The sequence below is a fragment of the Mycobacterium sp. E735 genome (assembly GCF_001666955.1).
Taxonomy (GTDB): Bacteria; Actinomycetota; Actinomycetes; order Mycobacteriales; family Mycobacteriaceae; genus Mycobacterium.
In genome coordinates this window covers 1-25,815 of record NZ_LZIX01000037.1, presented here as the reverse complement: position 1 = coordinate 25,815, position 25,815 = coordinate 1, and the positions used below count along the sequence as shown (strand labels likewise).

At 69.9% G+C, this 25,815-nt stretch carries 29 protein-coding genes; 12 read left to right on the top strand and 17 right to left on the bottom strand.

The window, feature by feature from the left end; translation table 11 throughout:
- The coding region (locus A5704_RS03320; protein WP_156737594.1) for an ABC transporter permease at positions 1–1,063 on the top strand (1,063 nt) is incomplete at its 5' end.
- On the opposite strand, the gene A5704_RS03315 is transcribed toward A5704_RS03320, so the two are convergent.
- The 8 genes from A5704_RS03315 to secY form a co-directional block, all read right to left on the bottom strand.
- A complete protein-coding gene (locus A5704_RS03315; protein ID WP_067754354.1) occupies positions 1,050–1,676 on the bottom strand; it encodes a class I SAM-dependent methyltransferase in 627 nt (208 codons plus the stop codon). The two genes, A5704_RS03320 and A5704_RS03315, sit on opposite strands and share 14 nt — an antisense overlap.
- A complete protein-coding gene (locus tag A5704_RS03310) occupies positions 1,673–2,239 on the bottom strand; it encodes a DUF4389 domain-containing protein (RefSeq protein WP_067887346.1) in 567 nt (188 codons plus the stop codon). Before A5704_RS03310 ends, A5704_RS03315 begins: the two co-directional genes overlap by 4 nt.
- A gap of 17 nt (positions 2,240–2,256) precedes the next feature.
- On the bottom strand, positions 2,257–3,459 hold the full coding sequence (locus tag A5704_RS03305) for an NAD(P)/FAD-dependent oxidoreductase (protein ID WP_067887339.1): 1,203 nt from the start codon (positions 3,457–3,459) through the stop codon (positions 2,257–2,259).
- Between the two features lie 9 nt (positions 3,460–3,468).
- Positions 3,469–4,203 carry an anti-sigma factor gene (locus A5704_RS03300; protein ID WP_067754347.1) on the bottom strand — a complete coding sequence of 245 codons (735 nt, stop codon included), beginning with the start codon at positions 4,201–4,203 and terminating at the stop codon, positions 3,469–3,471.
- A 32-nt stretch (positions 4,204–4,235) separates the two neighbouring features.
- On the bottom strand, positions 4,236–4,781 hold the full coding sequence (locus tag A5704_RS03295; protein WP_082954759.1) for a sigma-70 family RNA polymerase sigma factor: 546 nt from the start codon (positions 4,779–4,781) through the stop codon (positions 4,236–4,238).
- Positions 4,782–4,948: 167 nt separating this feature from the next.
- Positions 4,949–5,749 carry a type I methionyl aminopeptidase gene (gene map, locus A5704_RS03290; protein ID WP_067754341.1) on the bottom strand — a complete coding sequence of 267 codons (801 nt, stop codon included), beginning with the start codon at positions 5,747–5,749 and terminating at the stop codon, positions 4,949–4,951.
- 2 nt (positions 5,750–5,751) lie between these two features.
- Positions 5,752–6,297 carry an adenylate kinase gene (locus A5704_RS03285; protein WP_067778917.1) on the bottom strand — a complete coding sequence of 182 codons (546 nt, stop codon included), beginning with the start codon at positions 6,295–6,297 and terminating at the stop codon, positions 5,752–5,754.
- Positions 6,294–7,619 carry a preprotein translocase subunit SecY gene (gene secY / locus A5704_RS03280; RefSeq protein ID WP_055405236.1) on the bottom strand — a complete coding sequence of 442 codons (1,326 nt, stop codon included), beginning with the start codon at positions 7,617–7,619 and terminating at the stop codon, positions 6,294–6,296. Before secY ends, A5704_RS03285 begins: the two co-directional genes overlap by 4 nt.
- A 231-nt stretch (positions 7,620–7,850) precedes the next feature.
- On the opposite strand from secY, the gene A5704_RS03275 reads away from it, so the two are divergent.
- Positions 7,851–8,756 carry a class I SAM-dependent methyltransferase gene (locus tag A5704_RS03275; RefSeq protein ID WP_067754334.1) on the top strand — a complete coding sequence of 302 codons (906 nt, stop codon included), beginning with the start codon at positions 7,851–7,853 and terminating at the stop codon, positions 8,754–8,756.
- Between the two features lie 18 nt (positions 8,757–8,774).
- Here the strand turns inward: A5704_RS03275 and A5704_RS03270 are convergent, their stop codons facing one another.
- Positions 8,775–9,440: a GNAT family N-acetyltransferase gene (locus tag A5704_RS03270; protein WP_067754331.1), complete on the bottom strand. Its 666-nt coding sequence runs from the start codon at positions 9,438–9,440 to the stop codon at positions 8,775–8,777.
- 9 nt (positions 9,441–9,449) lie between these two features.
- Complete coding sequence (locus tag A5704_RS03265; RefSeq protein WP_067887344.1) at positions 9,450–10,808, bottom strand: FGGY-family carbohydrate kinase; 1,359 nt, start codon at positions 10,806–10,808, stop codon at positions 9,450–9,452.
- 30 nt (positions 10,809–10,838) lie between these two features.
- Between A5704_RS03265 and A5704_RS03260 the strand changes: the two genes are divergently transcribed.
- The 4 genes from A5704_RS03260 to A5704_RS03245 are packed head-to-tail and all read left to right on the top strand — an operon-like array spanning position 10,839 to position 14,421.
- Entirely contained in the window at positions 10,839–11,819 is a 981-nt protein-coding gene (locus A5704_RS03260; RefSeq protein ID WP_067887336.1) for an NAD(P)-dependent oxidoreductase, read from the top strand.
- A complete protein-coding gene (locus A5704_RS03255) occupies positions 11,816–12,469 on the top strand; it encodes an L-fuculose-phosphate aldolase (protein WP_067778911.1) in 654 nt (217 codons plus the stop codon). Before A5704_RS03260 ends, A5704_RS03255 begins: the two co-directional genes overlap by 4 nt.
- The gene (locus A5704_RS03250) at positions 12,469–13,380 is read left to right on the top strand and encodes an MBL fold metallo-hydrolase (protein ID WP_067754318.1); all 912 of its coding nucleotides are present in this window, start codon (positions 12,469–12,471) and stop codon (positions 13,378–13,380) included. The genes A5704_RS03255 and A5704_RS03250 overlap by 1 nt, the downstream gene beginning before the upstream one ends.
- 3 nt (positions 13,381–13,383) lie before the next feature.
- Positions 13,384–14,421 (top strand): dihydrodipicolinate reductase, encoded by a 1,038-nt coding sequence (locus A5704_RS03245; RefSeq protein ID WP_067778908.1) that lies wholly within the window; start codon positions 13,384–13,386, stop codon positions 14,419–14,421.
- Here A5704_RS03245 and A5704_RS03240 read toward each other — a convergent pair.
- On the bottom strand, positions 14,410–15,267 hold the full coding sequence (locus tag A5704_RS03240) for an AraC family transcriptional regulator (RefSeq protein ID WP_067778905.1): 858 nt from the start codon (positions 15,265–15,267) through the stop codon (positions 14,410–14,412). The two genes, A5704_RS03245 and A5704_RS03240, sit on opposite strands and share 12 nt — an antisense overlap.
- Before the next feature lie 74 nt (positions 15,268–15,341).
- Here A5704_RS03240 and A5704_RS03235 point away from each other — a divergent pair, with 74 nt between their 5' ends.
- Complete coding sequence (locus A5704_RS03235) at positions 15,342–15,977, top strand: class I SAM-dependent methyltransferase (RefSeq protein WP_082954758.1); 636 nt, start codon at positions 15,342–15,344, stop codon at positions 15,975–15,977.
- Here the strand turns inward: A5704_RS03235 and A5704_RS03230 are convergent.
- A complete protein-coding gene (locus tag A5704_RS03230; protein ID WP_067754307.1) occupies positions 15,956–16,807 on the bottom strand; it encodes an SDR family oxidoreductase in 852 nt (283 codons plus the stop codon). The genes A5704_RS03235 and A5704_RS03230 overlap by 22 nt on opposite strands.
- Before the next feature lie 105 nt (positions 16,808–16,912).
- Between A5704_RS03230 and A5704_RS03225 the strand changes: the two genes are divergently transcribed.
- Positions 16,913–17,530, top strand: coding sequence for a TetR/AcrR family transcriptional regulator (locus A5704_RS03225; protein WP_067887333.1), 618 nt, complete (start codon positions 16,913–16,915; stop codon positions 17,528–17,530).
- Here A5704_RS03225 and A5704_RS03220 read toward each other — a convergent pair.
- Together A5704_RS03220 and A5704_RS03215 are read right to left on the bottom strand one after the other, a co-directional pair.
- Positions 17,505–18,737, bottom strand: a complete 1,233-nt coding sequence (locus A5704_RS03220; RefSeq protein WP_067887330.1) for a zinc-binding dehydrogenase — start codon at positions 18,735–18,737, stop codon at positions 17,505–17,507. The two genes, A5704_RS03225 and A5704_RS03220, sit on opposite strands and share 26 nt — an antisense overlap.
- Complete coding sequence (locus A5704_RS03215) at positions 18,734–19,495, bottom strand: SDR family oxidoreductase (RefSeq protein ID WP_067887328.1); 762 nt, start codon at positions 19,493–19,495, stop codon at positions 18,734–18,736. Before A5704_RS03215 ends, A5704_RS03220 begins: the two co-directional genes overlap by 4 nt.
- A gap of 96 nt (positions 19,496–19,591) precedes the next feature.
- On the opposite strand from A5704_RS03215, the gene A5704_RS03210 reads away from it, so the two are divergent.
- Genes A5704_RS03210 through A5704_RS03200 form a run of 3 tightly spaced genes read left to right on the top strand, consistent with a single transcriptional unit; the run spans position 19,592 to position 22,375 of the window.
- Positions 19,592–20,533, top strand: coding sequence for a class I SAM-dependent methyltransferase (locus tag A5704_RS03210; RefSeq protein WP_067778890.1), 942 nt, complete (start codon positions 19,592–19,594; stop codon positions 20,531–20,533).
- Complete coding sequence (locus A5704_RS03205; RefSeq protein ID WP_067754286.1) at positions 20,530–21,438, top strand: class I SAM-dependent methyltransferase; 909 nt, start codon at positions 20,530–20,532, stop codon at positions 21,436–21,438. The genes A5704_RS03210 and A5704_RS03205 overlap by 4 nt, the downstream gene beginning before the upstream one ends.
- Positions 21,439–21,460: 22 nt before the next feature.
- The gene (locus A5704_RS03200; protein ID WP_067754282.1) at positions 21,461–22,375 is read left to right on the top strand and encodes a class I SAM-dependent methyltransferase; all 915 of its coding nucleotides are present in this window, start codon (positions 21,461–21,463) and stop codon (positions 22,373–22,375) included.
- Positions 22,376–22,378: 3 nt separating this feature from the next.
- On the opposite strand, the gene sppA is transcribed toward A5704_RS03200, so the two are convergent.
- The gene (gene sppA, locus A5704_RS03195) at positions 22,379–24,151 is read right to left on the bottom strand and encodes a signal peptide peptidase SppA (RefSeq protein ID WP_067778887.1); all 1,773 of its coding nucleotides are present in this window, start codon (positions 24,149–24,151) and stop codon (positions 22,379–22,381) included.
- A 39-nt stretch (positions 24,152–24,190) separates the two neighbouring features.
- On the opposite strand from sppA, the gene A5704_RS03190 reads away from it, so the two are divergent.
- Complete coding sequence (locus A5704_RS03190) at positions 24,191–25,117, top strand: LLM class flavin-dependent oxidoreductase (protein ID WP_067778884.1); 927 nt, start codon at positions 24,191–24,193, stop codon at positions 25,115–25,117.
- On the opposite strand, the gene rplO is transcribed toward A5704_RS03190, so the two are convergent.
- Entirely contained in the window at positions 25,118–25,558 is a 441-nt protein-coding gene (gene rplO / locus A5704_RS03185) for a 50S ribosomal protein L15 (protein WP_067754270.1), read from the bottom strand.
- On the bottom strand, positions 25,555–25,737 hold the full coding sequence (gene rpmD / locus A5704_RS03180) for a 50S ribosomal protein L30 (protein WP_067754267.1): 183 nt from the start codon (positions 25,735–25,737) through the stop codon (positions 25,555–25,557). The genes rplO and rpmD overlap by 4 nt, the downstream gene beginning before the upstream one ends.
- Positions 25,738–25,815 lie beyond the last annotated feature (78 nt).

Sequence of the window (25,815 nt, the reverse complement as noted above, 5' to 3'; positions counted from 1 at the left end):
GATGACCGTGTGCATCGGTGTGGTCACCACCGTGGTGATCACCGGCACCAACGCCGACATGATCCGCTCGGCCCGCGGCATGTTGTCCCCCGTCGCCGACGCCGCCGTCTGGGTGAGCGCGGATCCCCCCGACAGCTACCCCACCGATCCTCTGCCGCAAGGCCTTTCGGAGCGGGTCGCCGCAGTCCCCGGGGTCGCGCGGGTGACCGAGGGGGCATTCGGGTTCGCCGTCGTCGGGGGCACCCGCGTCCTGCTCGACGGCTTCTCCGGTGGCACCCATGATGCGCTCTTGCGCGCGCTCGACGAACGCCTGCGCGCCGACGTGCTCGCGGGCCGGGGCGTGGTGCTCACCCAGAATCTCGGTGCGACGCTGCATGTCCGCGCCGGCGACCGGCTGCAGTTGCAGACGCCGCACGGCCCGCGCGAGGCCGCCGTGCTGGCCCTGGTGCCGTTCTTCTCGACCGTCATCGGCACCGTGGGTATCGATCTCGACCACCTGCGGGCGTGGTTCGACCGCCCGGCCGCGACGACGTTGCAGATCACCGCCGCACCCGGGACGGATCCGAAGCGGCTGCTGTCGGAGGTCCGCCGGGTGGTGCCGGCGCCGAACCAGGTGTACGACGGCCGCGCGGCGCTGGCCGGGCTTGAGGCCCCGCTGCATCAGAGCATGTTCATCGCCAACGCCGTGTGGGTCATCGTCGTCGCGGTGGCCGCCGTCGCGCTGCTCAACACGCTGACCCTCTCGGTGACCGAACGCCGCCGCGAGATCGGCGTGCTTCGGGCCATGGGGTCCAGCCGCCGGTTCACCCTGCGGACCGTCCTGGCCGAGGCGGCTGGAATCGGTTTGGTGGGCGGCCTTTTGGGGCTGTTGTTCGGCCTGACCGACCAGTGGCTGTTCAGCCTGATCAGCGGGGACATCATGAATTTTCCGGTCGGCTTCCGCCTGAGCCCGATGGCCCTGGCCTTCACCGCGGGTGCGCTGACGATCTGCTTGCTCGGCTCGCTGCCACCGGCGCGGCGGGCGGCCCGGCTCAACATCATCGAGGCCGTCAGCGTGGACTGAGCGTGGCGAACCCCTGCAGATGGGGCTTGCAGGGGAAGGGGACCGGCGTGCGCGGGATGGTGTGCAGCGCGGTGGTGTCGAACCCGGCCGCGGCGATGGAATCCAGGGTCCGCCGGTTCGGCTCGCATCCGGCGGCCAGCCACGACCACGGCTTCGCGACCAGGTCCTGGAAGCGGCCGGTCGTGCCGTCCCCCCGCACATGCTCGAGGACGACGAGCCTTCCGCCGGGGGTGAGCACGCGGCGGATCTCACCCAGCGTGGCGGCCACGTCGTCGACCGAGCACAACACCAGACCGATGTGCACCGAGTCGAAGCTGTTGTCCGGGAAGGGGATCGACTCACCGGTCCCCTCCACGATGTCGACGGCGACGCCGTGGCGACCGGCGAGCCGGGACGCCATCCGCCGGAACGGCGCCTCCGGCTCCACGGCGGCGACCGACGTCACCGCCGCGGGCAGGAACCTCAGGTCGGTTCCCGGCCCGAGGCCGAGCATCAACAGCCGGCCGGTCGCGTTGCTCAGCGCCGCGCGCCGGTACCGGTGATAGAACAACCGGTCGAAGACCGGCTGGCCGAACCGATATACATAGGGGAACAACGGATTACGACGAGTCACCGGCCGCCCAGGTCCATCCGGAACGGCGGGTATTCGTCGCGCATCAGGGAAACGTACACGGCCACCCGATACCGCCAGCGGACGATGCCCAGCAAGAGATCGGACATGCCCCCCGGGATGGTCCCGGTGCACAACAGCGTCACCGCGGTGACCACGCACAGCAGCTGCAGCAGCGGCTCCATCGACCAGCAGAGCAGGACCTGCGGGATGGCCAGCAGCCATTTCACCAGCACGGCCCAGTTCTTCAGCCGCTCCGGATAGTCGACCTGCAGATCGCCCGGATAGTCCGGCCGCGACGAGAGCGTGAACGGCGGGTACCTGTCCGTGCTGTTCATCGGGAACCGGAAATTCATCACCCGCCACGACCAGCGCAGCACGCCGACGTTGAAGTCGAAGATCGGCCGCGGGTACCGCCCGGTGAACAGGATGGCGACGCTCGCGACGATTGTCGACAGCGGGTAGATCAGGTACAGCCCGATCAGGATCGGGTAGTGCGGCACCGCCAGCACGCACCACTTCACCAGCCAAAGCCAGCGTGACGGGGCGTCGAAATCGCCTCGCACCCTGACGGATTCGTCGTTCATGAGCTGGATCGGCTGGTCGTCGCCGCCCCCATCTCCCGGTCGATTTCCGCGGACATCCGGCGGTGGCTCGTCCACAACAGAAACATCGTAAGCGCGCGGGCCTGCAGCCGGTCCGGGATCAGCGCGGCCGGCCGCAACACGATCTCACCGTGCGATACCGGCAGCGATGCGACCCGCGACACGGCCATCACCCTGCGCCGCCGGGTCCTCTCATACCTGCGCAGCGCACTCGATACGCCCGCGCCGGTCGCCCGATCCGAGAGGGCCTTGCACAGCACCATGGTGTCGAGCAGGGCCTGGTTGGTCCCCTGCGCCAAGGTCGGCGGCATCGTGTGCGCGGCGTCGCCGAGCAACGTGATCGGGCCGCGCCCCGCGGGCGGCATCGGATGCCGGAAATGCGGGTACGGCGAGGGCGCAAGGTCGTCGTCGGTCAGCGCCGCCAACACCCGATCGACGGCGTCGGACCACCCGGTGAAATGGGAACGGATCGTCTCGATCGGACGGTGCGGCCGCACGAACTCGTGCGACCACGGCAGGTCGAACCACCACTGCACGTCGGAACCCCCGGCCGGCCACAGGCCCAGGTTCCCCCGCTCGCCGACGACCATGAGCGCGGTGTCCCTGTCCGGGATCTCCGCGAGGCTGATCAGCCCCTGCCAACTGCACCAGCCGGTGGGCTTGGCCGCCCGGCCGCCGACGGCGTCGCGGACCATCGAGTGCAGGCCGTCGGCGCCGATCACCACGTCACCCTCGACCGAGCCGCCGTCGCCGAACTCGACCCGGACGCCGCCGTGCGTGCCGGCCAACGCCACCGCCCGGCAGTCGCAGCGGACGCGGTCGGCCGGAAAGCCGTCCAGCAACCGCTCCAGCAGCACCCGGCGCGGAACCATCCGGACGGGTCCGCCCAGCCGGTCGGCCAACGCGGTCACGTCCAGCGTGGCCAGCGGGCGGCCCGTGGACGTCACGGCCCGCACGGTGGACAGCAGCTGACCGGCCCCGTCCATGTCGACGCCCAGCTGACGGAGCACCGTATCGCCGTTGGACCAGATCGTCACCGCACCGCCGGGCGCCCGGAGCTCGGGCCGCCGCTCGAAGACCGTGACGTCGTGCCCGTCCCGCAGCAATCCCCGGGCCACCGAGATGCCGCCCACACCGGCGCCCACCACCAGCACCCGAAGGGAGCGCCCGTGGCCAGACACGTCAGGGCCTTACATCGAGCGCTGCAGCAGGACTTGGCCGCTGTCGGCGGCGACCACCTGCACGGCGGCGATCTGGTCGACCGGCGTCGAGATGCTGCCCGCGGGCGTCGCGGTGTGCCCCGGCACGGCCACCCAGGTCGCCAGCCGCGTCTGGCTGCCGTCGCGACCCACCACGACCATCGCCAGCGTGTCGTGGTGCGCGTTCAACGGCGCCAGGCACACACACCGCAGGTTGATCGCTGTGCCCCAGTGCTGGCTGGACAGCTCCACCGAGGAGGTCAGCAGCGTCGTGCCCACCTGCGCCATCGGCTCCGCGGAGGCGGCTACCTGCTGCGACGAGGGCGACGAATAGCCCTGCACGCCGACGAACACACCGATCGCCAGCACCACGGCCGCGGCCGACGAGGCAACCCACGTCACGATGCGCGTGCGACGCCGGCGCCAGCTCACCTTGGCCAGCAACGACGTCAACAGCTCCGGCGACATCTCCGGTGTCGCCGCCAACGATTGCGCGGCCGGGTCGTTCATCGCGGCGACTTCCTCGCGGCTCAGCTGCGAGAGCAGGGCCGGCACACCGCTCAGGTCGGCGACGGCCTCCCGGCAGGCCCGGCAGTGCGCCAGGTGCGCCTCGAATTCGCGTCGCTCGGCGGCCGACAACGAGCCCAACACGTATGCGGCGTCCCACATCACGTAAGGGTCGTCGGGCGGGCCGATCCCCCGTAGCGGCGCCTTCATGTCATCCATTTCCTCTTCACCCTTCAAGCTTTCGGAGCCCCTCAGCGGGTGACTCCAAGTTCCTGCAGAGTGAGCCGCAACGCCCGCACGGCGTAGTGTAATCGCGACTTCACCGTTCCCTCGGCGATGCCGAGGTCCGCAGCAATCTGTGCGGTCGTCCATCCGCGGTAGTAGGACCGCTCGATCACGGCCCGGTGCTCCACGGACAGCTGCGCCATCGCGTCGGCGATCAGCAGCTTGTCCAGCGCGGCGTTCACCTCGTCGGGCGTCGACCGTTCGGGTGCGCCGGCCTCGTCGGTCGAGGCGACGACGTTGCGGAAACGGGCGCTGCGCCGGTCGTCGATGATCATGTTGCGCGCGACCGTGAACAGCCACGCCCGCGCCGAGCGCTCGGTGTCCCCGACGACCTCCGGGTGCTGCCAGGCTCGCAACAACGTCTCCTGGACCACGTCCTCGGACATGCTCGCGTCGCCGGTCAACCGGAGCGCGTAACGCCACAAAACCGCTGCGTGCTCGTCGTAGAGCGCCTTCATCAGGGCGGCTTCGGCAGCTTCCGACGCCCCACGAGTGCCTGCCACACGAGCCACTCCATCACCTCCGACTACTGAAACGAGTCGAATGGCGGCTCGGTTCAATCGCCGCGACCCGCCGCGCCCGGCTCCGCCGCGCTTGCGATCGCGACCCGGTTCAAACGGCGCGACCCGCCGCGCCCGGCTCCGCCGCGCTTGCGATCGCGACCCGCCGACCCGCCGGTTTAGGCCAGCGTCAGGATGCGCGGACCGGCGTCGGTGACGGCCACGGTGTGTTCCCAGTGTGCCGCACGGGAGCCGTCGGAGGTGGTGACGGTCCACTCGTCGTCGAGCACCACGGTCTTGCCCGTCCCCAGCGTCAGCATCGGTTCGATCGCCAACACCGACCCCGGCGCCAGCAGCGGGCCGCGCCCCGGCGAGCCCTCATTGGGCAGGAACGGGTCCATGTGCATGTGCCGGCCGATGCCGTGGCCGCCGTAGCCCTCCACGATGCCGAACGCGAGCCCGTGCCGGCCCTCGGCCGCGCGCGTGCCCGTTTCGATGGCGTGCGAGACGTCGGTCAGCCGGTTGCCGGGCACCATCGCCGCGATCCCGGCCTCCAGCGATTCCCTGGTCGCGTCGCAGAGCGCCTGGTCGGCCGCGTCGAGGGTCCCGACGCCGAATGTGATCGCGGCGTCGCCGTGCCAGCCGTCCAGCACCGCGCCGCAGTCGATGGACACCAGGTCACCCGGCGCCAAAATCTCTCCGGCCGACGGGATCCCGTGCACCACCCGCTCGTTCACCGAGGCGCAGATCGAGGCGGGGTAACCGTGATAGCCGAGGAACGAGGGGATCGCGCCCGCCTCCCGGATCACCGACTCGGCGATCTGGTCGAGGCCGAGGGTCGACACGCCGGGAACCGCGGCCCCCCGCACCGCCTGCAGCGCCGCCGCGACCACCGCCCCCGCCGCCGCCATCGCGTCGAGTTCGTCGGGGGTGCGCTGCGGCACGATCTTGCGACTCCGCAGCCGGGCCAGCGGGCGCACGATTACTTGCCCAGCGCTTGCAGGGCGCGGGCGAACACCTCGTCCATGGTGCCGACGGCGTCGACCGTCTTGAGTTCGTCGCGGTAGTACTCCAGCAGCGGCGCGGTCTCGTCGCGGTAGACCTTCATCCGGTTCAGGATGACGTCGTCGGTGTCGTCGGCGCGGCCGCGGGCCTTGAGCCGTTCCAGCAGCTCGTCCTCCGAGACGCGGAACTCGAGCACCGCGTCGATGTCAGCGCCCCGGCGTTCGAGCATCCGGTGCAGCGCCTTGGCCTGCTCCGTCGACCGGGGATACCCGTCCAGGACGAAGCCGCCGCCAGCGTCGGAATCGCTGAGGCGGTCGTCAACGAGCTGGTTGGTCAGCTCGGAGGGCACCAGATCACCGGCGTCCAGGTAGCGCTTGGCCTCCAGGCCGAGCTTGGTCCCGTTCTCGATGTTGCTGCGGAAGAGCTCACCGGTGGAAATGTGCGGGATCCCGAGCTTTTCGGAGAGCTTCTGGGCCTGCGTTCCCTTGCCCGCCCCCGGCGGCCCGAGCAAAACGACTCTCACTTCAGGAACCCTTCATAGTTGCGCTGCATCAGCTGGCTTTCGATCTGCTTGACCGTATCCAAACCGACACCAATCATGATCAAAACCGCGGTACCGCCGAACGGCAAATTCTGAACCGCTCCGCCATTGCCTATCTGCAGGAACAAGTTGGGCAGCACCGAGATCGCGCCGAGGTAGATCGAGCCCGGCAGGGTGATCCGGCTCAGCACATAGCGCAGGTAATCGGCGGTGGGCTTGCCCGGGCGAATGCCGGGAATGAAGCCGCCGAACTTCTTCATCTCGTCGGCACGTTCGTCGGGGTTGAACGTGATCGACACGTAGAAGTACGTGAAGAAGATGATCAGCCCGAAGTAGATGCTGATGTAGATCGGGTCGCTCGGATCGGACAAGTAACTGCCGACGAACTTGTCCCACCAGCTGTTGCCCACGCCGCCGCTGCCGCTGCGGATCAACTGCGTGATCAGGTGCGGGATGTAGATGAGCGACGACGCGAAGATCACCGGGATGACGCCGGCCTGGTTGACCTTCAGTGGCAGGTAGGTCGACGTTCCGCCGTACATGCGCCGGCCCACCATGCGCTTGGCGTATTGCACGGGGATCCGGCGCTGGCCCTGCTCGACGAACACCACGCCGACGATGATGACCAGGGCGGCGACGCAGACGGCGGCGAAGATCGCCCCGCCGCGGCTGTCCAGGATGGTCTTGCCCTCGGACGGGATGCGCGCCGCGATGCCCACGAAGATCAGCAGCGACATGCCGTTGCCGATGCCGCGCTCGGTGATCAGCTCACCCATCCACATCACCAGCGCCGCGCCGGCCGTCATCACCATCACGATGACGACCAGCGTGAAGATGCTCTGGTCGGCAATGATGTCCAGCGAGCAACCCTGCAGCAGCCCGCCATTGGCCGCCAGCGCCACGATGCTGGTCGCCTGCAGGATGGCCAGCGCGATCGCCAGGTAGCGGGTGTACTGCGTCATCTTGGCCTGGCCGGACTGGCCCTCCTTGCGCAGTTCCTCGAACCGCGGGATGACCACCGTGAGCAGCTGCACGATGATGCTGGCGGTGATGTAGGGCATCACCCCCACCGCGAACACCGTCAGTTTCAGCAGCGCACCGCCGGAGAACAGGTTGATCAGCGAATAGATCTGGCCGGCCGCGCCACCGCTGGCCTCCTTGATGCACTGCTGGACGTTCGGGAAATTGACGCCCGGGGACGGCAAAGCGGCGCCCAGCCGATAGAGAACGACGATGCCCAGCGTGAAGAGGATCTTCCGTCTCAGGTCGACTGTCCGCAGCGATGAGATGAAAGCCGAAAGCACTCTTCCTCCTGCGCAGCCGGGGGGTCTCCTGCATTCCGCGCCCAACACCCGCAGGCCAGGACGTACGGCCGCTTTATCTAAAGCGCGTAAAACCGTGTACGAGACTAACAGCTGGATTGGGTGACGCCGTCCACGGCCGTCGGCGACCGCCCATAAATGCACAGGAAGCCGTAAGCCACCGGAGGTAGAGTTCAGTTGGCTCGTTGCATTTGCTAAATAAATAGGAGCACCATGACACGCACTGACCAAGACAGCTGGGACTTGGCCTCCAGCGTCGGTGCCACGGCCACCATGGTCGCCGCGGCCCGCGCGCTGGCCAGCGAGGGCACCGACCCGATCATCGACGACCCGTTCGCGGCGCCCCTGGTGCGAGCCGTCGGGCTGGAGTTCTTTCGCCGCCTGGTCGACGGTGAGTTGGCCCCGGGGGACGTCCAAGACGGCGAACGAAACTTGCAGCTGGAAACCGATTCGATGGCCGTGCGCACTCGCTTCTTCGACGACTTCTTTCTCAACGGCGCCCGCGACGGCATCCGCCAGTCGGTGATCCTCGCGGCCGGCCTCGACGCGCGCGCGTACCGGTTGAGCTGGCCGCCCGGCAGCGTGGTGTACGAGGTGGACCAGCCCAAGGTGGTCGAATTCAAGACCGCCACCATGGCCGAGCTGGGCGCCACTCCCACCGCGGAACGCCGGACCGTCAGCGTCGACCTGCGCGACGACTGGCCGGAAGCGTTGCGGCGCAGCGGTTTCGACCCGGCACAGCCCACGTCGTGGAGCGCCGAGGGGCTGCTGATGTACCTGCCGCCCGAGGCCCAGGACCGGCTCTTCGACAACATCACCGAGCTCAGCGCCCCCGGCAGCAAGCTGGCGACCGAATTCCACGGCGATTCGGGCCGGACGATGACCGAACGCGCCAATCAGTTCAACGAGCGGTGGGCGAACCTGGGCTGCGACATCGACCTGTCCGGGCTGTTCTTCGAGGGCGAGCGCAGCAACGTCGTCGAGTACTTGTCAGGCCACGGCTGGCAGGTCAGCACACGCGAGCGCCGCGAGTATTTCGCCGACTACGGTCTGGTCTTCCCCGAGGACGACACGTCGCAGCTGCGCAACATCGTCACCGTCTCCGCGACGCTGAGTTAACCCGATGGCGGCGACCCGCTAGCTGGGCCTGGCGGCCGGGGCACGCACCACCATCGGCACGGCGGGGAAGCACCACGCCATCTCGGTGCGCGACTTGCGCAGCGCGGCGGTGCCGTAGCCCTTCTTGCGGTGTTCGGGGTGAATCCAGATCCGCACGTTCACCTCGCCGCCAAGCAACTCGCCGAACACCATTCCGACCTTCTCGCCGGAGTCGACGGCCACGAACCAGGCGGCCTCCTCGTCGTCGAGCCGTCCGAGCGCCGCGCTGATCTCGTCGTCGAGGTTGCCGGCCGGCCCACCGGAACCGTCGCCCGCCGCGCCCATGTCCTCGGTGCGGGCGGCGAAGATGTCGCGGTCCTTATCGGCGGAAAAGGGCCGCAGTTCCAGGGTCTCCCCGGAGCTGGCCGGCCGCTCGCCGAGGGTGAAGCTCAGCTGCTTGTTCAGGTCCTCGAGTTCGGTCAGGATCTTGCGGCGCGAGTCGATGGTGAGCTGGTCGAACGACATTCCCATCACCGCTTCGGCGGCCACGTGGGAGGTGTCGAGTAGCCGGACGATCGCCTCGACCGCGGCCGCCTTGTTCTCGGACTCCACGACGACATCGGCGATCTCGTGCCGCCGTTCAAGGGCTTTCAGCAGAGCATCGGCGATCTCGCGACGGGCGGCTTTGCGGTCGTGGTCGGTCATTGCACCAGCCTAGAACGCCGGTGGGGGAAGCGCGCTACATCGCCGGTTTCCCAGCTCCAGGAACCGTCGGTAGCGGTCCTCGACCGAGGCCGCCCAGGCGGGGTCGGGTTCGACGACGCGCTCGGTGCGGGCCCAGCGCGCGGCGTCGGCGATCGAGGTTTCCAGGCCCGCCGCGATCCGCGCGAGGAAGGCCGCGCCCAGCGCCGCCCCCTCGGGAACCGCGGACACCTCGACCGGCCGCCCGGTGGCGTCGGCGATGGCCTGCATCCACGGCCCGACCCGGGTGCCGCCGCCCGTGGCGACGATCCGCGCCGCCGGCGCCCCGCCGAGCTCGATGAGCTGGCGGACCACGAAGCCGGACGCCTCGTAGGCGGCCCGGCGCAGCGCGGCGGCGTCGTGGGTGAGGTCGAGGGCTTCGAGCACGGCCCGGCGATCCGGGTCGTGGAACGGGGTGCGCTCCCCGCGGATGTAGGGCGACCACACCGGCACCCGCCCGGGCAGCGCCGCGGCCGGGTCGGCGGGTGCGACGACGCGGTCCACCCAACCGAGGAACAGCCCGCCGGCATTGCTGGCCCCGCCGATCTGGTTCTTGCCCGCGGCCGTGTGGGGAATGGTCCACAGTCCGGGCACCTGCCGGGGCTCTGCGATGGTGGTCCACACGATCAACGTGGTGCCGCACAGCACCAGCACGTCGCCGTCGCGGTCGGCGCCCGCCACGATCTGTTCGCACAACGCGTCGATCGCGCCGATCCCCAGCGCGGCGCCGCCGCCCGCCGCGCGCCCGACGGCGGCGCCCATGCTCTCCACCCGGGGCATCTGGTCGGGCCGGGCGCCCCGTTCGGCGCACGCCTCGGGATTCCAGCCGGTCCCGTCGAACAGCGGGTAAGCGGTGGCGGCGGTGGCGAAGTCGATCACCGCCTCGCCCGCCAGCGCGTAATTGGCCACCGCGGGCGCCGGCCAGTACCCGGCCGCGCCGGGCGCCTCGCCGGCGGTCCAGCGCAGGAACTCGGCGGCCTCGCCCAGCGCGGGCAGCGGCTGCGGGTCCTGTTCCGGAACCCGGCCGCGTTCGTCGCCGTAGAGCAGCCCGGGCGTCATCGGCGCACCCTCGGCGTCGACGGCCGTCAGTGACGGCACCATCGCCGACACGGCGACCGCCCTCGCGTCCGGACGGTCCAGCTGGTCGAGCGCCACCACCGGTCCCCGCCGCCACGCCTCGCCCGCGTCGTGCTCCAGCCGGCCGGGCGTCGGCACCCGCAATTGGTGCGGGATCCGCGCCCGCGCCGTCACCCGGCCGTCGGCGTCCGCGGCGACCGCCTTGACCGCGGTGCTGCCGACGTCGATGCCGATTGTGACGCCTTCACGTGACACGGGCGTCACCGTACGCCAGCATTGGGGTTCGTGACGTCAAGACCGCGCGCCCTGGTGACCGCCCCGCTGCGCGGGCCGGGTTTCGCCAAGCTCCGCGAACTCGCCGACGTCGTCTACGACCCCTGGATCGAGCAGACACCGCTGCGGATCTACAGCGCCGAACAACTCGCCGAGCGCATCACCGCCGAGGCCGCCGATGTCGTTGTGGTGGAAAGCGACTCGGTGGCCGGCCCGGTCTTCGGCCTGGGCCTGCGGGCGATCGCCTCCACCCGCGGCGACCCCAACAACGTCGACATCGCCGGCGCCACCGCGGCCGGGATCCCGGTGCTGAACACCCCGGGCCGCAACGCCGACGCGGTCGCCGAGATGACAGTGGCGCTGCTGCTGGCCGTCACCCGCGGGCTGCTGCCCGCAGACTCGGATGTCCGCAGCGGCAACATCTTTCGCGACGGAACCATCCCCTATCAGCGGTTCCGCGGCTGGGAGGTCGCCGGGCGCACCGCCGGGCTGGTGGGCCTCGGCGCCGTCGGCCGCGCCACCGCGTGGCGGCTGTCCGGCCTGGGCCTGCGGGTCATCGCCCACGACCCGTACAACGACGAGGCCCGGCACGGCCTGGACGAACTGCTCGCCGAGGCCGACGTCGTCTCCATGCACGCCCCCGTCACCGACGACACCGTCGGCATGATCGGCGCCGAGCAGTTCGCCGCCATGCGCGACGGCGTGGTCTTCCTCAACACCGCCCGCGCCCATCTGCACGACACCGACGCACTCGTCGACGCGCTGCGCGGCGACAAGGTGTCCGCCGCCGGCCTGGACCACTTCGTCGGCGAGTGGCTGGCATCCGATCACCCGCTGGTCGGCATGCCCAACGTCGTCCTGACGCCCCACATCGGCGGCGCCACGTGGAACACTGAGGCTCGGCAGGCGCAGATGGTGGCCGACGACCTCGAGGCGCTGCTGGCCGGCATGACGCCCGCCCACGTCGTCAACCCGGAGGTGCTCGGCCCATGAGATCCGTAGACAACCCCGAAACGGCGGTGCTGGACGCGGCCAAGGACATGCTGCGCAGGGGCCTGGTCGAGGGAACCGCGGGCAACATCTCCGCGCGACGCTCCGACGGCAACATCGTCATCACGCCGTCGTCGGTCGACTACCGCGACATGCAGCTCGACGACCTCGTGCTGATAGACGCGGACGGCGCCGTGCTGCAGGCGGCCGAGGGCCGGTCGCCGTCCTCGGAGCTGCAGCTGCACCTGGCCTGTTACCACGCGTTCGACGACATCGGCAGTGTGATCCACAGCCACCCGGTGTGGGCGACCATGTTCGCCATTGCGCACCAGGCGATTCCGGCCTGCATCGACGAGTTCGCGGTGTACTGCGGCGGGGACGTCCGCTGTGCCGAGTACGCCGCGTCGGGCACGCCGGACGTCGGCGCCAACGCCGTCAAGGCGCTCGACGGCCGGGGCGCCGCATTGATCGCCAACCACGGCCTGGTGGCGGTGGGGCCGCGCCCGGACAAGGTGCTGCACATCACCGCCCTGGTCGAGCGGACCGCCCAAATCGTTTGGGGCGCAAGGGCCCTCGGTGGCCCGGTGCCCATCCCCGAAGACGTCAACCGCAACTTCGCCGCCGTCTACGGCTACCTGCGCGCGAACGCCTGATGCGCCCGGTCCGGTTCGGCCGCGCGAGCGTGGCGCGGGTACTCGAACTCCGATTCGACTTGGGGGCGCAGTTTTTCCCGCACACGCCGCCGTCGGGCTGGCGGGACAACGCCGACCTGCTGGAGCCCGACTTCTTCGACCCGTCGACCGACCAGTGGCACATCGCGATCCAGAGTTGGGTGATCGAGGTCGACGGGCTGACCGTCGTGGTGGACACCGGCGTCGGCAACGACCGCTCGCGCCCGCACATGCCGCCCCTGGACCACCTGAACACCGGATTCCTGGGCGCCCTGCGGTCCGCGGGCGTCGACCGCGCCGCGGTGGACGTGGTGGTCAACACCCACATCCACTCCGACCACGTCGGGTGGAACACGATGCTCGAGGACGGCGCGTGGGTCCCGACCTTCCCGAACGCCCGCTACGTCGTCCCGGCCGCCGACTACCGCCACTTCGCACCCGACGGCCCCGCGGCAGCGCGCACGCCGCGCAGCGAGGAGGAGGCGGCCCAGCAGCGCGGCGACCAGCTCGTGTTCGCGGACAGCGTCGCACCCATCGAAGGCCAGCTCGTCCAATGGTCCGACGACTACGAGATCAGCCCGTCGCTGCGGCTGCGGCCCGCCCCCGGACACACGCCGGGCTCCTCGGTGCTGTGGCTGGACGCCGGCCAGCCGGCCGTGTTCGTCGGCGACCTCACCCACAGCCCACTGCAACTCCGCCGGCCCGCCGACGCCTGCGCCTTCGACATCGACGCGCCCGCCGCCGCGGTGACCCGCAGGCGGATCTTCACCGAGGCGGTCGGAGCGAATGCCGCCGTGATCCCCGCGCACTACCCCGGCCACGGCGGCGCCACGATCCGCGCCGTCGACGATCAGTTCGACATCGACCGCTGGCTCGACATCGATACGGTGTGAGGCATGGCGCCGTACCGAGTGGTCCAGTGGTCGACCGGCAACATCGGCAAGCGCGCGCTCGGCGTCCTGCTGGACCGCGACGACTTCGACGTGGTCGGCGTCCACGCCTTCGGGCCGGACAAGGTGGGCCGCGACGCGGGCGAGCTGGCCGGGCAGGCCACGGTCGGCGTCGCCGCCACCGACGACGCCGACGCGCTGATCGGGCTTCGCCCCGACTGCGTGTGCTACATGCCGCGAGCCATCGACTACGACCTGGTGCTCAGGATGCTGCGCGCCGGCATCAACGTCGTCACCACGGGCGACTTCCTGACCGGCACCCATCACCCGGTGGAGCTCCCGGCGCTCGAAGAGGCGGCGCAGCGGGGCGGTGCGACCTTCCTCGGGACCGGGTTCGAGCCGGGCTTCATCAACGTCGTCGCCGGCTTCCTCACCGGCGCGTGCCGGCGGGTCGACAAAGTCACGCTCGTCGAAACGCTGGACTGCACAACGTATCCCGTGTGGGACGTATGGAAAGTGCTGGGATTCGGCAAGACACCGCGGGAGCCGGTGACGCACATCGACCCGGCGACGCAGCGATACGGCCTCGGTTACTTCGAGACGCTGGACATGATCGCCGCCATGCTCGGTGTGCAACTCGACGCCAAGGAGGCGTTCGTCGAACCGGCGGTGCTGACCCGCGATCTGGAGCTGGGGTGGGTGGACTTCGCCGCCGGCACCATCGGGGGGCAGCGCCGCACCTATCGCGGCCTGCTCGGGGGCCGGCCGGTGGTCGAGCTTGCCATCTGCTGGACGATGAGCAACGACGCGCTCGACCCGCAGTGGAGCGACCCCGAGGGGTTCAGCGTGGTGATCGAGGGCAAACCGCGCGTCGACGCGACGATCCGGTTCGGCGAGGCCGGGCAGGACGCGATGACGGTGCTGATGGACAGCACCGCCGTGGCCGCGGTCAACGCCATCCCGTTCCTGTGCGACGCGGGGCCAGGCGTCATCACGCCGACCGACCTGCCGATCACGGGATCTAAAGGGGCGCTAACGGTTTGAACCGCGCCACACGCGCGGCGCGACGCCATGCGTACGGCCGAACAGCCGGCTGAAGTAGCCGGGGTCGCCGATCCCGACCCGCCCCGCGACCTCCGCGATCGGCAGGTCCGTTTCGGCCAGCAACGTCCGGGCCTCGGCCATCCGGCGCTCGATGATCCACTCCTGCACCGTGCGTCCTGTGCGGCGACGCACCACTGTGGTCAGGTGTCCCGCCGTGATGCCGAGTTCGCCCGCCACGTCGCGCAGCGACAACGGCTCGGCGAGGCGACGGTCGATCACCTCGAAGACCTCGGCCAGCAGTGGCTCGCCGCTGCGTCGCAGGTCGCCGACCACGTCGACCGCCAACCGGGAGAGGTCGATCAGCAGCAGCGTGAGATGCGCCAGCGACGCCTGCTGGTAACCCTCTCGGCGCGTATTCAATTCGGTTTCGATCGACGCGATGGCGCCCTCCCACGCCGACCGGCGGTCGGCGGGGACCTCCAGCCGCAGCAGTCCTCCGGATCTGCCGTGCAGGAACGGGAACAGCAGCGGATGCGCCCGCCACGCCGGCCATGGCGATCGCCCGGCCTCGCCAAGCGCCGCGGGATCGAAGAACACCCCGACCCCGACATCGATAAGGCCCACAACCTGGGCGGGGTCGATCACGGCGCCGGCCGCCAGTACATACACGACGCCCGAATCGGGGGTGTACCAGAGCGCCGGGAATTCGTGAATGTGGCGGCGTTGCTCGGGCAAGTCTTCCCGCCCGGCCCGTAGCACCGACACCGGAGGCGTGTCCGGACCGGTCCGATACTCGTAGATCGGCACGCCCCTGCGGTGCCGAATCATCCGGGCGGGTTGGGTCATGGTGCGAAATATCGTCCTAGTTTTGCCAAAGATCGGCCACCTTGCCTGTGAATCAGCGTCTCATCATGAAGTGTATGACGAAACATCATCCACATGACTACCTCCCGGCCGCCGGACACGACGCGCTGCTGCCCTGCTACGACCTGTTCGCCCGGCTGTTGGGAATGCCGAAGGTCTACAACACCCTGATCGCGCAGGCCGAACTCGCCGACGGCCAGCGTGTACTGGAAATCGGCTGCGGCACCGGTAATCTCACCACCCGCGTCAAACGCGCCCACCCCGCCGTCGACGTGACGGGATGTGACCCGGACCCGAGGGCACTGGACCGGGCGCGGCGCAAATCAAACGACATCCGCTTCGAACAGGGCTACGCCGAGCGGCTGCCCTACACCGACGGCGAGTTCGACCGGGTGTTGTCGTCGATGATGCTGCACCATGTCAGCGCCGACGCGAAAGCCACTGCCGCGCAGGAGATCTTCCGGGTCCTGCGCCCGGGCGGCCGGCTGCACCTGGTCGACATCGGCGGCGACGCGTCCGCCGACCACGGCCCGCTGGCGCGGCTCATCAGGCGCAACCCGCACGCGGCCGGCAACCTCGGCGACGCGATCCCCCGACTGCTGAGCGCCGCGGGGTTCGAGTGCGCCGAGCTCGCGTCGACGCCCCACCGCGTCCTGGGGCAATTGAACTACTACCGCGCCACGCGCCCCTGATCAATCCGAAGGCTGCGAAACACCCTCATGCGGTGGACATTGATTCGATAGAACAGGCCCGGGAACCGGCGGTACAAGTGCCAAATGACCTGAACCGCAGCGGGAAACACGATCAGCGGCCGGTTGCGGTCCACACCACGCAGTATCGCGCGGGCCGCGGCCGGCGCGCTCATCTGGGGCATCAGGTAATGAGTGCGCCGGCTCAGCGTCGCCACCCGCTCGCGCGGCATGTTGACCACGACCATGTTGTCGTAGATTTTCGTCTTCATGTCGCCCGGGCATGCCGCACTGACCCGCACGCCGAGGTCCGCTCCCTCGGCGCGCAGCGAAAGCGAAAGTCCCACGATCCCATGCTTGCTGGTGCAGTAGGGAACGTTGCCCGGCTGCGGAACCAGCCCACTGAGCGATGAAATGTTCACGATGTGGCCGTGGCCCTGGCGCGCCATGACCTGATACGCGTGCATCGTCCCGTAGACCACGCCGAGCAAGTCGACGTCGAGCACGCGGCGCCACTGCTGCATCGAGAGGTCGCGCGAATCCCCGCCGATCGCGATGCCGGCGTTGTTGATCATGTAGTCGACGCGTCCGTATTCGGCCACTGCGCCGTCGACCAGCTTGGCCACCTCGGTTTCGTCGGCCATGTCCACCCGCACGGCGGCTGCGTCCGCCCCGCTTTGCTCGAGGCGCCCCGCCACCTGACGGGCGGCGTCGCCGTCGACATCGGCGACCACGACCGTGGCACCGCGGCGCCCGAGCTCCTCGCTCAGCGCCTCGCCCAAACCCATCCCGCCGCCGGTGACGATCGCCACCGCGCCCTCGAACCGCTGCATGACCCAGTCCTCTCCGGTGCGCCCACGCCAGAAAAATTACATCTGGTATAAGCTTACATTCAATGTAATAATTGGAAAGGATCGATCACGGCCGACGGGACAAGCTTGCGGGAACGCAAGCGGCAGCGGACCAGGCGGGAACTGATCGTCGCGGCCATGCGCCTGTTCGAGGCGAAGGGCTACGAACGGACGACGGTGGCCGAGATCGCCGCGGCCGCAGGCGTTTCCACCAAGACCTTCTTCAACTACTTCACGAGCAAGGACGAAGTCCTTTTCCCGCACCTGGCGCGGCGGATCGACGCCGCGGTTGCGCTGATCGAGCGGCGCGGACCGGATGCCCCGATGGCCCAGGTCCTCGTGGCCGCAATGCAGCACATGCTGGCCGACGCCCTCACCGAGGAGGTCGAGGGTGGCCTGGCCGGAGTCCGGCTGCCGATGATCATGTCGGTGCCCGCCGTCCAAGCGGCCACGCTGCATCGCTACTTCCTCGCCGAGACCCAACTCGCCCGGGCTCTGCAAAGCGCCTATCCCGACACGCTCGATCCGACGGCCGCCGCGGCCGTCATCGGCTCGGTCATGGGGGCGGCGATCGCCGCTGCGCTGGTGTGCCTGCAGGGGGGTGACGACGGCCAACAGCTGCGCGTCGCGGTCGAACGCGCCATCGACATCGCGATCAACGGGGTGCGCGACATCCGGCCTAGCGCAGGTCGAACGCGACCTTGACGGCGCCGCTGTCGGCCTGGTTGGCGATCGCCAGGAACGCGTCGCGCCATTGATCGAGCCGAAAGGTGTGTGTCAGCATGGGGCGCAGGTCGATTCGGCCGCAGGCGGCCAGGTCGAGGTAGTGCGCGATGGCGTGCTTGCGCCGGCCCTCGACCTCCTCGACGCCGAAGGCGTTGGAGCCCACCAGGGCGATCTCCTTGAAATACAACGGACTCCACTCCCAGCGGCCCGGCGCGTGCACGCCGGACTTCACCAGCGTCCCGCGGGAGCGCAGCACCCGCACGCCCACCTCGAAGGTCTCCGGCTTACCGATGGTGTCGTAGACGACGTCCACGGCCCCGGGATGCGCCATCGGCAGACCCAGCAACGGCCGCCGCAGACGGCCACCGCCCCACGCGACCACCTCCTCGATGACGGCCTGGCGCGGCTCGTGATCCAGCACCAGGGCGGCCCCGAACCGGCGGGCCAGTTCCTTCTGGGCCTCGAACCGCGCCACCACCGCGACGGCCACGTCGGGGTAGAGCGCCCGCAGGATGGCTACCGCGCACAGCCCCAGCGAGCCGGCGCCGTACACCAGGACGCGGCCCGATCCCCGCGGCGGGTGGCGGGTGATCGCATGCAGGGACACCGAAAACGGATCGGCGAACACGGCCGCCTCGTCGGGGATGGAATCCGGCACGCCGAACAGCATGCTGTCGTGGGCCGGCATCAGCTCGGCGTAGCCGCCGGTCACGTCGGCCGAGACCCCGGTGTGAATGCCGGGCTTGATGTCGCCGTCGGTGAAGCTCCAGCACAGGCTGTAGTCGCCGTCCTCGCAGGCCGGACAGGGCGGGGAGATGCCGCGGGGCCCGCAGGACAGCCACGGGTTGAGCACCACCCGCTGCCCCACTTCCACTCCACGGGCGTTCGGGCCCAGCGCCACCACGTCGGCGACCACCTCGTGGCCCATGACCTGTGGGAAGGAACAGAAGGACGACATCGCGTTGTCGGCGTCGCCCTCGCCGAAATCCATCAGGATCTGCTTGGAGTCCGAGCCGCAGATGCCGGTCAGCCGTGGCCGGGTGAGCACCCAATCATCATGCGGCAGTTGCGGTTCCGGCACGTCGCGCAGCGCGGTCGGGGTGCGGCCCAAATTTGCGGTGAGCGTGTTGGCCCCGTCGGGCACCTCGAACGGCTCCGGCGGCACGCCATACACCAGCGCCCTCATCGGGGAGCCATCCCCGCCGCGCCCGCGATGAACGCGTCCAGGTCGGCGTTCTTGGCGTCGACGACCGCCTTCATGTCCGGCACATAGTGTTCGAAGCCGTCGCCGTCCAGCGCCGCGATGATGCCGTCGGCCACCTCGTCGGCGGACACCTTGGGCCCTTGGTACAGGGGTTCCTCACTGCCGGGGTGGTCCCAGATCTCGGTGTCGACGGGACCCGGCTCGATCAGCTTCACCGAGACGCCGGAGCCGTACAGGTCCACGGCCATCGCCTCGCTCCAGCCGCAGAGCGCGAATTTGCTTGCGCAATAGGCGGACTCGTGAATGATGCCGAGCCGGCCGCCGACGCTCAACACATTGACGATCAGGCCGGATCCACGGGCCACCATGCGCGGCAGCAGGGCCAGCGTCAGCCGCATCGGTGCGAAGAAGTTGACCCGCATCACGTCTTCCACCTCGCCGGGGGTCAGCGCGGTGACCGGGCGGCGCTTCGGGACGGCGGCGTTGTTGATCAGCACGTCGACGCCACCGAGCTCGTCCCAGGCACGTGCGGCCAGGCCATCCAGCGCGGCGGTGTCGGCCAGGTCGGCCACCCACATCGCCGACGTCGGCGACGTGCGCCGGCAGTCGGCCAGCACCTCGCCCAGCCGGTCGCGGCGGCGCGCGACCAGCCCCACCACCGCCCTCCCGGCCGCCAACCGGCGGGCCAGGGCCGCGCCCAGCCCGGACGACGCACCCGTGATGAGTACCCGATCAGCCATCAGTCCAGGTTGCCGCGAATCGCGGGAAGCGTACAGTGGTAGAAGCTTGTTATATTGGCTAAATATTAGCTTAACTACTTCTGAATTGGGGCAGACATGACTTCTACGCGGTACGAGGGCGACACCTGGGACCTGGCGTCCAGCGTCGGGGTGACCGCGACGATGGTCGCCGCCGCCCGCGCCGTGGCGACCCGCGCCGACCGTCCGCTGATCAACGACCAGTTCGCCGAGCCGCTGGTCCGGGCCGTCGGCGTGGACCTGCTCACCCGGCTGGCGACCGGCGAGGTGAACCCGGACGAGCTGAACGACGCGCACGACGGCGCGACCGGTTCGGCCGGCGCGATGTCCCGCATGGCGGACAACATGGCGGTGCGCACCAAGTTCTTCGACGAGTTCTTCCTCGACGCGACGCGGGCGGGCATCAAGCAGGCCGTGATCCTGGCCTCCGGCCTGGACGCCCGCGCCTACCGGCTGGACTGGCCGGCCGGGACCGTCGTCTACGAGGTCGACCAGCCACAGGTGATCGACTTCAAGTCGCGCACCCTGGCCGAACTGGGCGCCGCGCCCACCGCCGACCGCCGGGTGGTCGCCGTCGACCTGCGCGACGACTGGCCCGCCGCGTTGCGGGCCGCCGGATTCGACCCCGCCCAGCCGACCGCGTGGAGCGCCGAGGGCCTGCTCGGCTACCTGCCGCCGGAGGCGCAGGATCGCCTGCTGGACACCATCACCGACCTCAGCGCGCCGGGCAGCCGCGTGGCCGTCGAAAGCGCGCCCAACCGGGAGCCCGGGGACGAGGACAAGATGAAGGAACGCATGCAGCACATCTCGGAACGCTGGCGTGCGCACGGTTTCGACCTGGACATGGCGGGGCTCGTCTACTTCGGGGACCGTAACGAAGCGGCGCCCTACCTCGCCGACCACGGGTGGCGGCTGAACAAGGTCAGCATCCGGGAGTTGTTCGCGGCCAACGGCCTTCCGCCACTCGAGGACGACGACATGCGCATGGGCGAGATGCTCTACGTGAGCGGCACGCGATGAGCCAGGGACGTAGCGACGGCGACAGCTGGGGACCCGCGTCCAGCGTGGGCGCGACGGCCACCATGGTGGCGGCATCGCGCGCGGTGGCCTCGCAGGGACCCAACGCGCTGCTCGACGATCCGCTGGCCGAGCCACTGGTCCGCGCCGTCGGCCTGGAGCCCTTCATCCGCATCGTCGACGGGCACGTCGACTTCGAGGACGACCCGCTGTTCAACCGCAAGTCGCGGGCCGAGCAGATCACGGTTCGCACCCGGTTCTTCGACGACTTCTTCACCGGCGCCACCAAAGACGGTGTGCGACAAGCGGTCATCCTGGCGTCCGGCCTGGACACGCGCGCCTACCGGTTGCGGTGGCCGGCGGGCACCGTCGTCTACGAGATCGACCAGCCGCAGGTCATCGCGTTCAAGACCGACACGCTGGCCGGCCTCGGCGCCGCCCCGACCGCCGAGCGCCGCACGATCGCCATCGACCTGCGCGACGACTGGCCGGCCGCGTTGCGCGACGGCGGCTTCGACGTGGCCCAACCGACCGCGTGGAGTGCCGAGGGGCTGCTCCCCTACCTGCCGCCCGAGGCCCAGGACCGGTTGTTCGACAACGTGACCGCGCTCAGCGCGCCGGGCAGCCGGCTGGCGACCGAACACGTGCCGGACCCGAACGTGTTCTCCGAGGAGCGATTGCAGCGCATCAGCGAACGGTGGCAGCGTCTCGGTCTCAACCTCAACGCGGCCGACCTGTTCTACCGCGGCGAGCGCAACGTCGTCGTCGACTACCTCAGCACCCACGGCTGGCGGGTGACGACCCATCCGGCGCGAGAGCTCTACGCCCAGAACGGGTTCGACTTCCCCGCGGACGAGATGGCGGCCACCTTCGGCGAGTTGAGCTACGTCGCCGCGACGCTCGCGTAGCGGGTTGGCTAGGGTTGCGCCTATGTCACGCGCTCACGACGACGAGTGGGATCTGGCGTCCAGTGTGGGCGCGACCGCGACCATGGTGGCCGCCGGGCGCGCCATGGCCACCAAGGATCCCCGCGGCCTGATCCACGACCCGTTCGCCGAACCGCTGGTGCGCGCGGTGGGGGTCGACTTCTTCACCAAGATGATGGACGGCGAGCTCGACCTCGACGCGATCGAGAACACCTCGCAGGTGCGCATGCAGGCGATGGTCGACGGAATGGCGGTGCGCACCAAGTATTTCGACGACTACTTCATGAACGCCACCGCCGCGGGGGTCCGGCAGGTGGTCATCCTCGCATCGGGGTTGGATGCGCGCGCCTACCGGCTGCCGTGGCCCGATGGCACGGTGGTCTACGAGATCGACCAGCCCCGGGTCATCGAATTCAAGACGGGCACATTGGCCGGCATCGGCGCCGAACCGACCGCGACGCGGCGCACCGTGCCGATCGACCTGCGCGCGGACTGGCCGGCGGCGCTGAAGGCGTCCGGATTCGACCCGACCGCGCCGACGGCGTGGCTGGCCGAGGGTCTGCTGATCTACCTGCCGCCCGAGGCCCAGGACCGGTTGTTCGACAACATCACGGCGCTCAGCGTGCCCGGCAGCACCATCGCCACCGAATTCGTGCCCGGAATCATCGATTTCGATGCCGACAGGGTGCGGGAGATGTCCGGTTCCTTCCGCGACCACGGCGTGGACATCGACATGGCGTCGCTGGTCTACGCCGGCGAACGCAACCACGTCCTGGACTACCTGCGGTCCAAGCGGTGGGACGTCGAGGGCACCACCCGGACGGAACTGTTCCACCGCCAGGGCATCGAGGTGCCGCCACCGCAAAACGACGACCCGCTCGGCGAGATCATCTTCATCAGCGGCGGCCTCACCGGCTAGCCGCTAGAACCGCGACGGCCCCGGCCACAGCACGCTGGCGCCGCTCAGCGCCTGTTCGACGTTGTCCACGATGCCGCTGACGGTGCGGCCGAGCAGCGCGGCCAGCGCAGCCGGCAGCGAAGCGGCGGCCGGTTGCGACGAGGCCCGGGGTCGCACCATGTCCAGCAGCGACGAGCTCGGATAGCTCACCACGCGGACATCGGTGTCCGCGTCCAATCCGGCCAGGATCTTGGCCCGGCGCACCGCGGTGCGGAAACCGCCGAGCTCGTCGACCAGGCCCCGCTCGAGGGCGTCAGCGCCGGTCCAGATGCGGCCCTGCGCAACGCGATCGACGGCTTCGGCGGTCAGGTTGCGCGCCTCGGCGACCCGCTGCACGAAGTCCGCGTAGAACAGGTCCGCCTCGGCCTCCCGGTGTGCCTGCTGTTCGGGCGTGAACGGCGCGTCGATCGACCACGCGTCGGCATTGGCGTTGGTGCGCACCGTGTCCGACCCGACGCCCAACCGGTCCAACAGGTCGCGGATCACCAACTTGCCGGTGATGACACCGATCGAGCCGGTGACCGTCGCGGGGTTGGCGACGATCGCGTCGGCCCCCATCGAGACGTAATAGCCGCCGGACGCGGCGACCGCGCCCATCGAAGCCACCACCGGCTTGCCGCGCTTGCGGGCCTGGGTCACCTCGCGCCAGATGCTCTCCGAGGCGGTGATCGTGCCGCCGGGACTGTTCACCCGCAGCACGATCGCGGACACGGAGTCGTCGGCGCCGGCCTCCCGCAGCGCCGCTCCGATGGTGTCGCCGCCCGCGGTCGCGGTGCCCAGCGGCAGGAACTGGGGCCCGCCGCGGCCGTCGACGATCATGCCGTCGAGCGTGACGACGGCCAGGGTCGGCTTGGGCCGGCGACCGGGCACCGGCGGCTTGGGTGCGGCCAGCCGGGGGCGGGCCGCGCCCGCGTAGCGCGACAGGAACAGCCGCGGCGGGGCGGTCTCGTCCGAAACGTCCTTCACCCCAACCAGTTCGGCGATGCGCGCGTAGGCCTCATCGCGGAATCCGATCCGGTCGAGCAAACCGGCCGCGACGGCGTCGTCCCGCAACAGCGGGGCGCGGTCGGCCAGCGTGTCGAGGGCGCCCGGGTCGAGCTTGCGCGATTCGGCGATCGCCCGCCACGCCTGCTCCTGCAGGCTTTCCAGCATCCGGGTGACGGCCTCGCGGTGAGCCGTCGTGAAGCCGTGTTCGGTGAAACGGTTTGCCGCCGACTTGTATTGGCCGCGCGCGACGAATTGGGGTTCGATGCCCGCCTTGTCGAACGCGTCGCGCAGGAAGGTGGCGTTGCTGGCGAAGCCGATCAGCCCGACGCTTCCCGAGGGCTGCATCCACACCTCGCCGAACGCCGAGGCCAGGTAGTAGGACAGCGTGCCCGGATAGGTCTCGGCCCAGGCCAGTGACGGCTTGGCGGCGGTGAAGGCGGCGATGGCCTCGCGCAGCTCCTGCACGGCCGCCGGCGGCGACGCGGCCAGTTGCACGCGGGCGATCAGCCCGGCGACCCGCGGGTCCTCGGCCGCGCGATGGATGGCGGCGATCGCGTCGCGCAGCGCCATCGGCCTGCCGCCGGTGAAGAGCGCCAGCGGGTCGAACCCCGTCGCCTCGGGTGGGGCCGAGCGCAGGTCGAGCTCGAGCACGCAGCCGTTGGGCACGCCGTGGTGGCGGGCGGTGTCGACGCGCCCGGCCAGCGCGCGGACGTCGTCGACCCCGGGAAGCGAGGGCAGGAAGGCGAACATGTCTGCAGCGTACCGACACCGCGCCCGTACGGTGGTGGGGTGAGGTTCGCCATCGCCATCCCCCAGCTCGACTACGACCGGTTCGACGCCGACGGGCTGCGCGCCTACCTGCTCCGCGCCGAGGAACTCGGGTTCGAGGGCGGCTGGGTCCTCGAGCAGATCATCGGCGACGCACCGCTGCTGGCGCCGCTCGAGCTGCTGGCCTACTGCGCGGCCTGCACCGAGCGCCTTCGTCTGGGGGTCGCCGTCCTGGTGACGTCGCTGCACGATCCGCTGCAGCTGGCGTCATCCGTCACGGCGGTCGACCGGCTCAGCCACGGCCGGCTGGACGTCGGCGTCGGGACCGGCGGGGGCTTTCGCAGGTTCGCCGCGTTCGGCGTCGAAAAGGACACGTACATCTCGTATTTCACCGAGGGCCTGAAGCTGATGAAGGCCGCCTGGTCCGACGAGCCCCGGGTGACGTTCCACGGCCGGTTCCGCGACGTCGACGACGTGCCGATCCAGCCCAAGCCGGTGCAGCGGCCGCACCCGCCCATCTGGTTCGGCGGCCTGGCGCCCAAGGCCCTGGCCAGGGCGGTGCGCCACGGCGACTCGTTCCTGGGCGCGGGTTCGTCGACCACCGAGGCGTTCGCCGGGGCCGTCACCGTGGTGCGCCGCGAACTCGGCGAACAGCAAAGGGATCCGGCGCGTTTCACCATCGGCAAGCGCGTCTACCTGATGGTCGACGACGACGCGGCGCGCGCCCGGACCCGCGTGCTCGCGGGCCTGAGGCGGATCTACGGCACGATGCCCGGCGTCGAGGACGTGCCGGTGTCCGGCACGCCCGACGACGTGGTGCGCGGGCTGCGTGCGGTGATCGACGCGGGCGCCGAGTACCTGCTGCTCAATCCCGTGGGCGTCGACGTCGGCGAGAACCGCGAAGAGATGGAACGCCTTGCCGCGGAGGTCATTCCGCGGCTGGCTTGATCAGAGCTCGGTGACCGAGCCGCCCGCGGCGGTGATCTTCTCGCGGGCGCTGCCGCTGAACTTGTGCGCCGTCACGTCGACCTTGACTGTCAGCTTGCCGTCGCCGAGGACCTTGACCAACGCGTTCTTGCGGACCGCGCCCTTGGCCACCAGGTCGTCCACGCCGACGGAGCCGCCCTTCGGGAACAGCCGATTGATGTCGGCGACGTTGACGATCTCGTACTCGGTGCGGAACCGGTTCCGGAACCCCTTGAGCTTGGGCAGCCGCATGTGAATCGGCATCTGCCCACCCTCGAAGGTGGCCGGCACGTTCTTGCGGGCCTTGGTGCCCTTGGTGCCGCGGCCGGCGGTCTTGCCCTTGGACCCCTCACCGCGGCCGACGCGGGTGCGGGCCGTCTTGGACCCGGGCGCCGGCTTCAGGTCGTGCAGCTTGATGGTCACTGTGTCTCCTCCACCTCAACGAGGTGATTGACCACCGCGATGAGGCCACGGGTCTGTGGGTTGTCCTCACGGATCACCGAGTGGCGGATCCGCCGCAGGCCCAGCGTGCGCAGGCTCTCCCGCTGCTTCCAGCGGGCCCCGATGGTGCTGCGCACCTGGGTGATCTTCAACTGGCTCATTGCGGTGCCGTTCCCTCGCGCGCGGCACTGGCGGCCAGCGCTTCACTTTCACGTCGCGCCCTCAGCATTCCGGCCGGG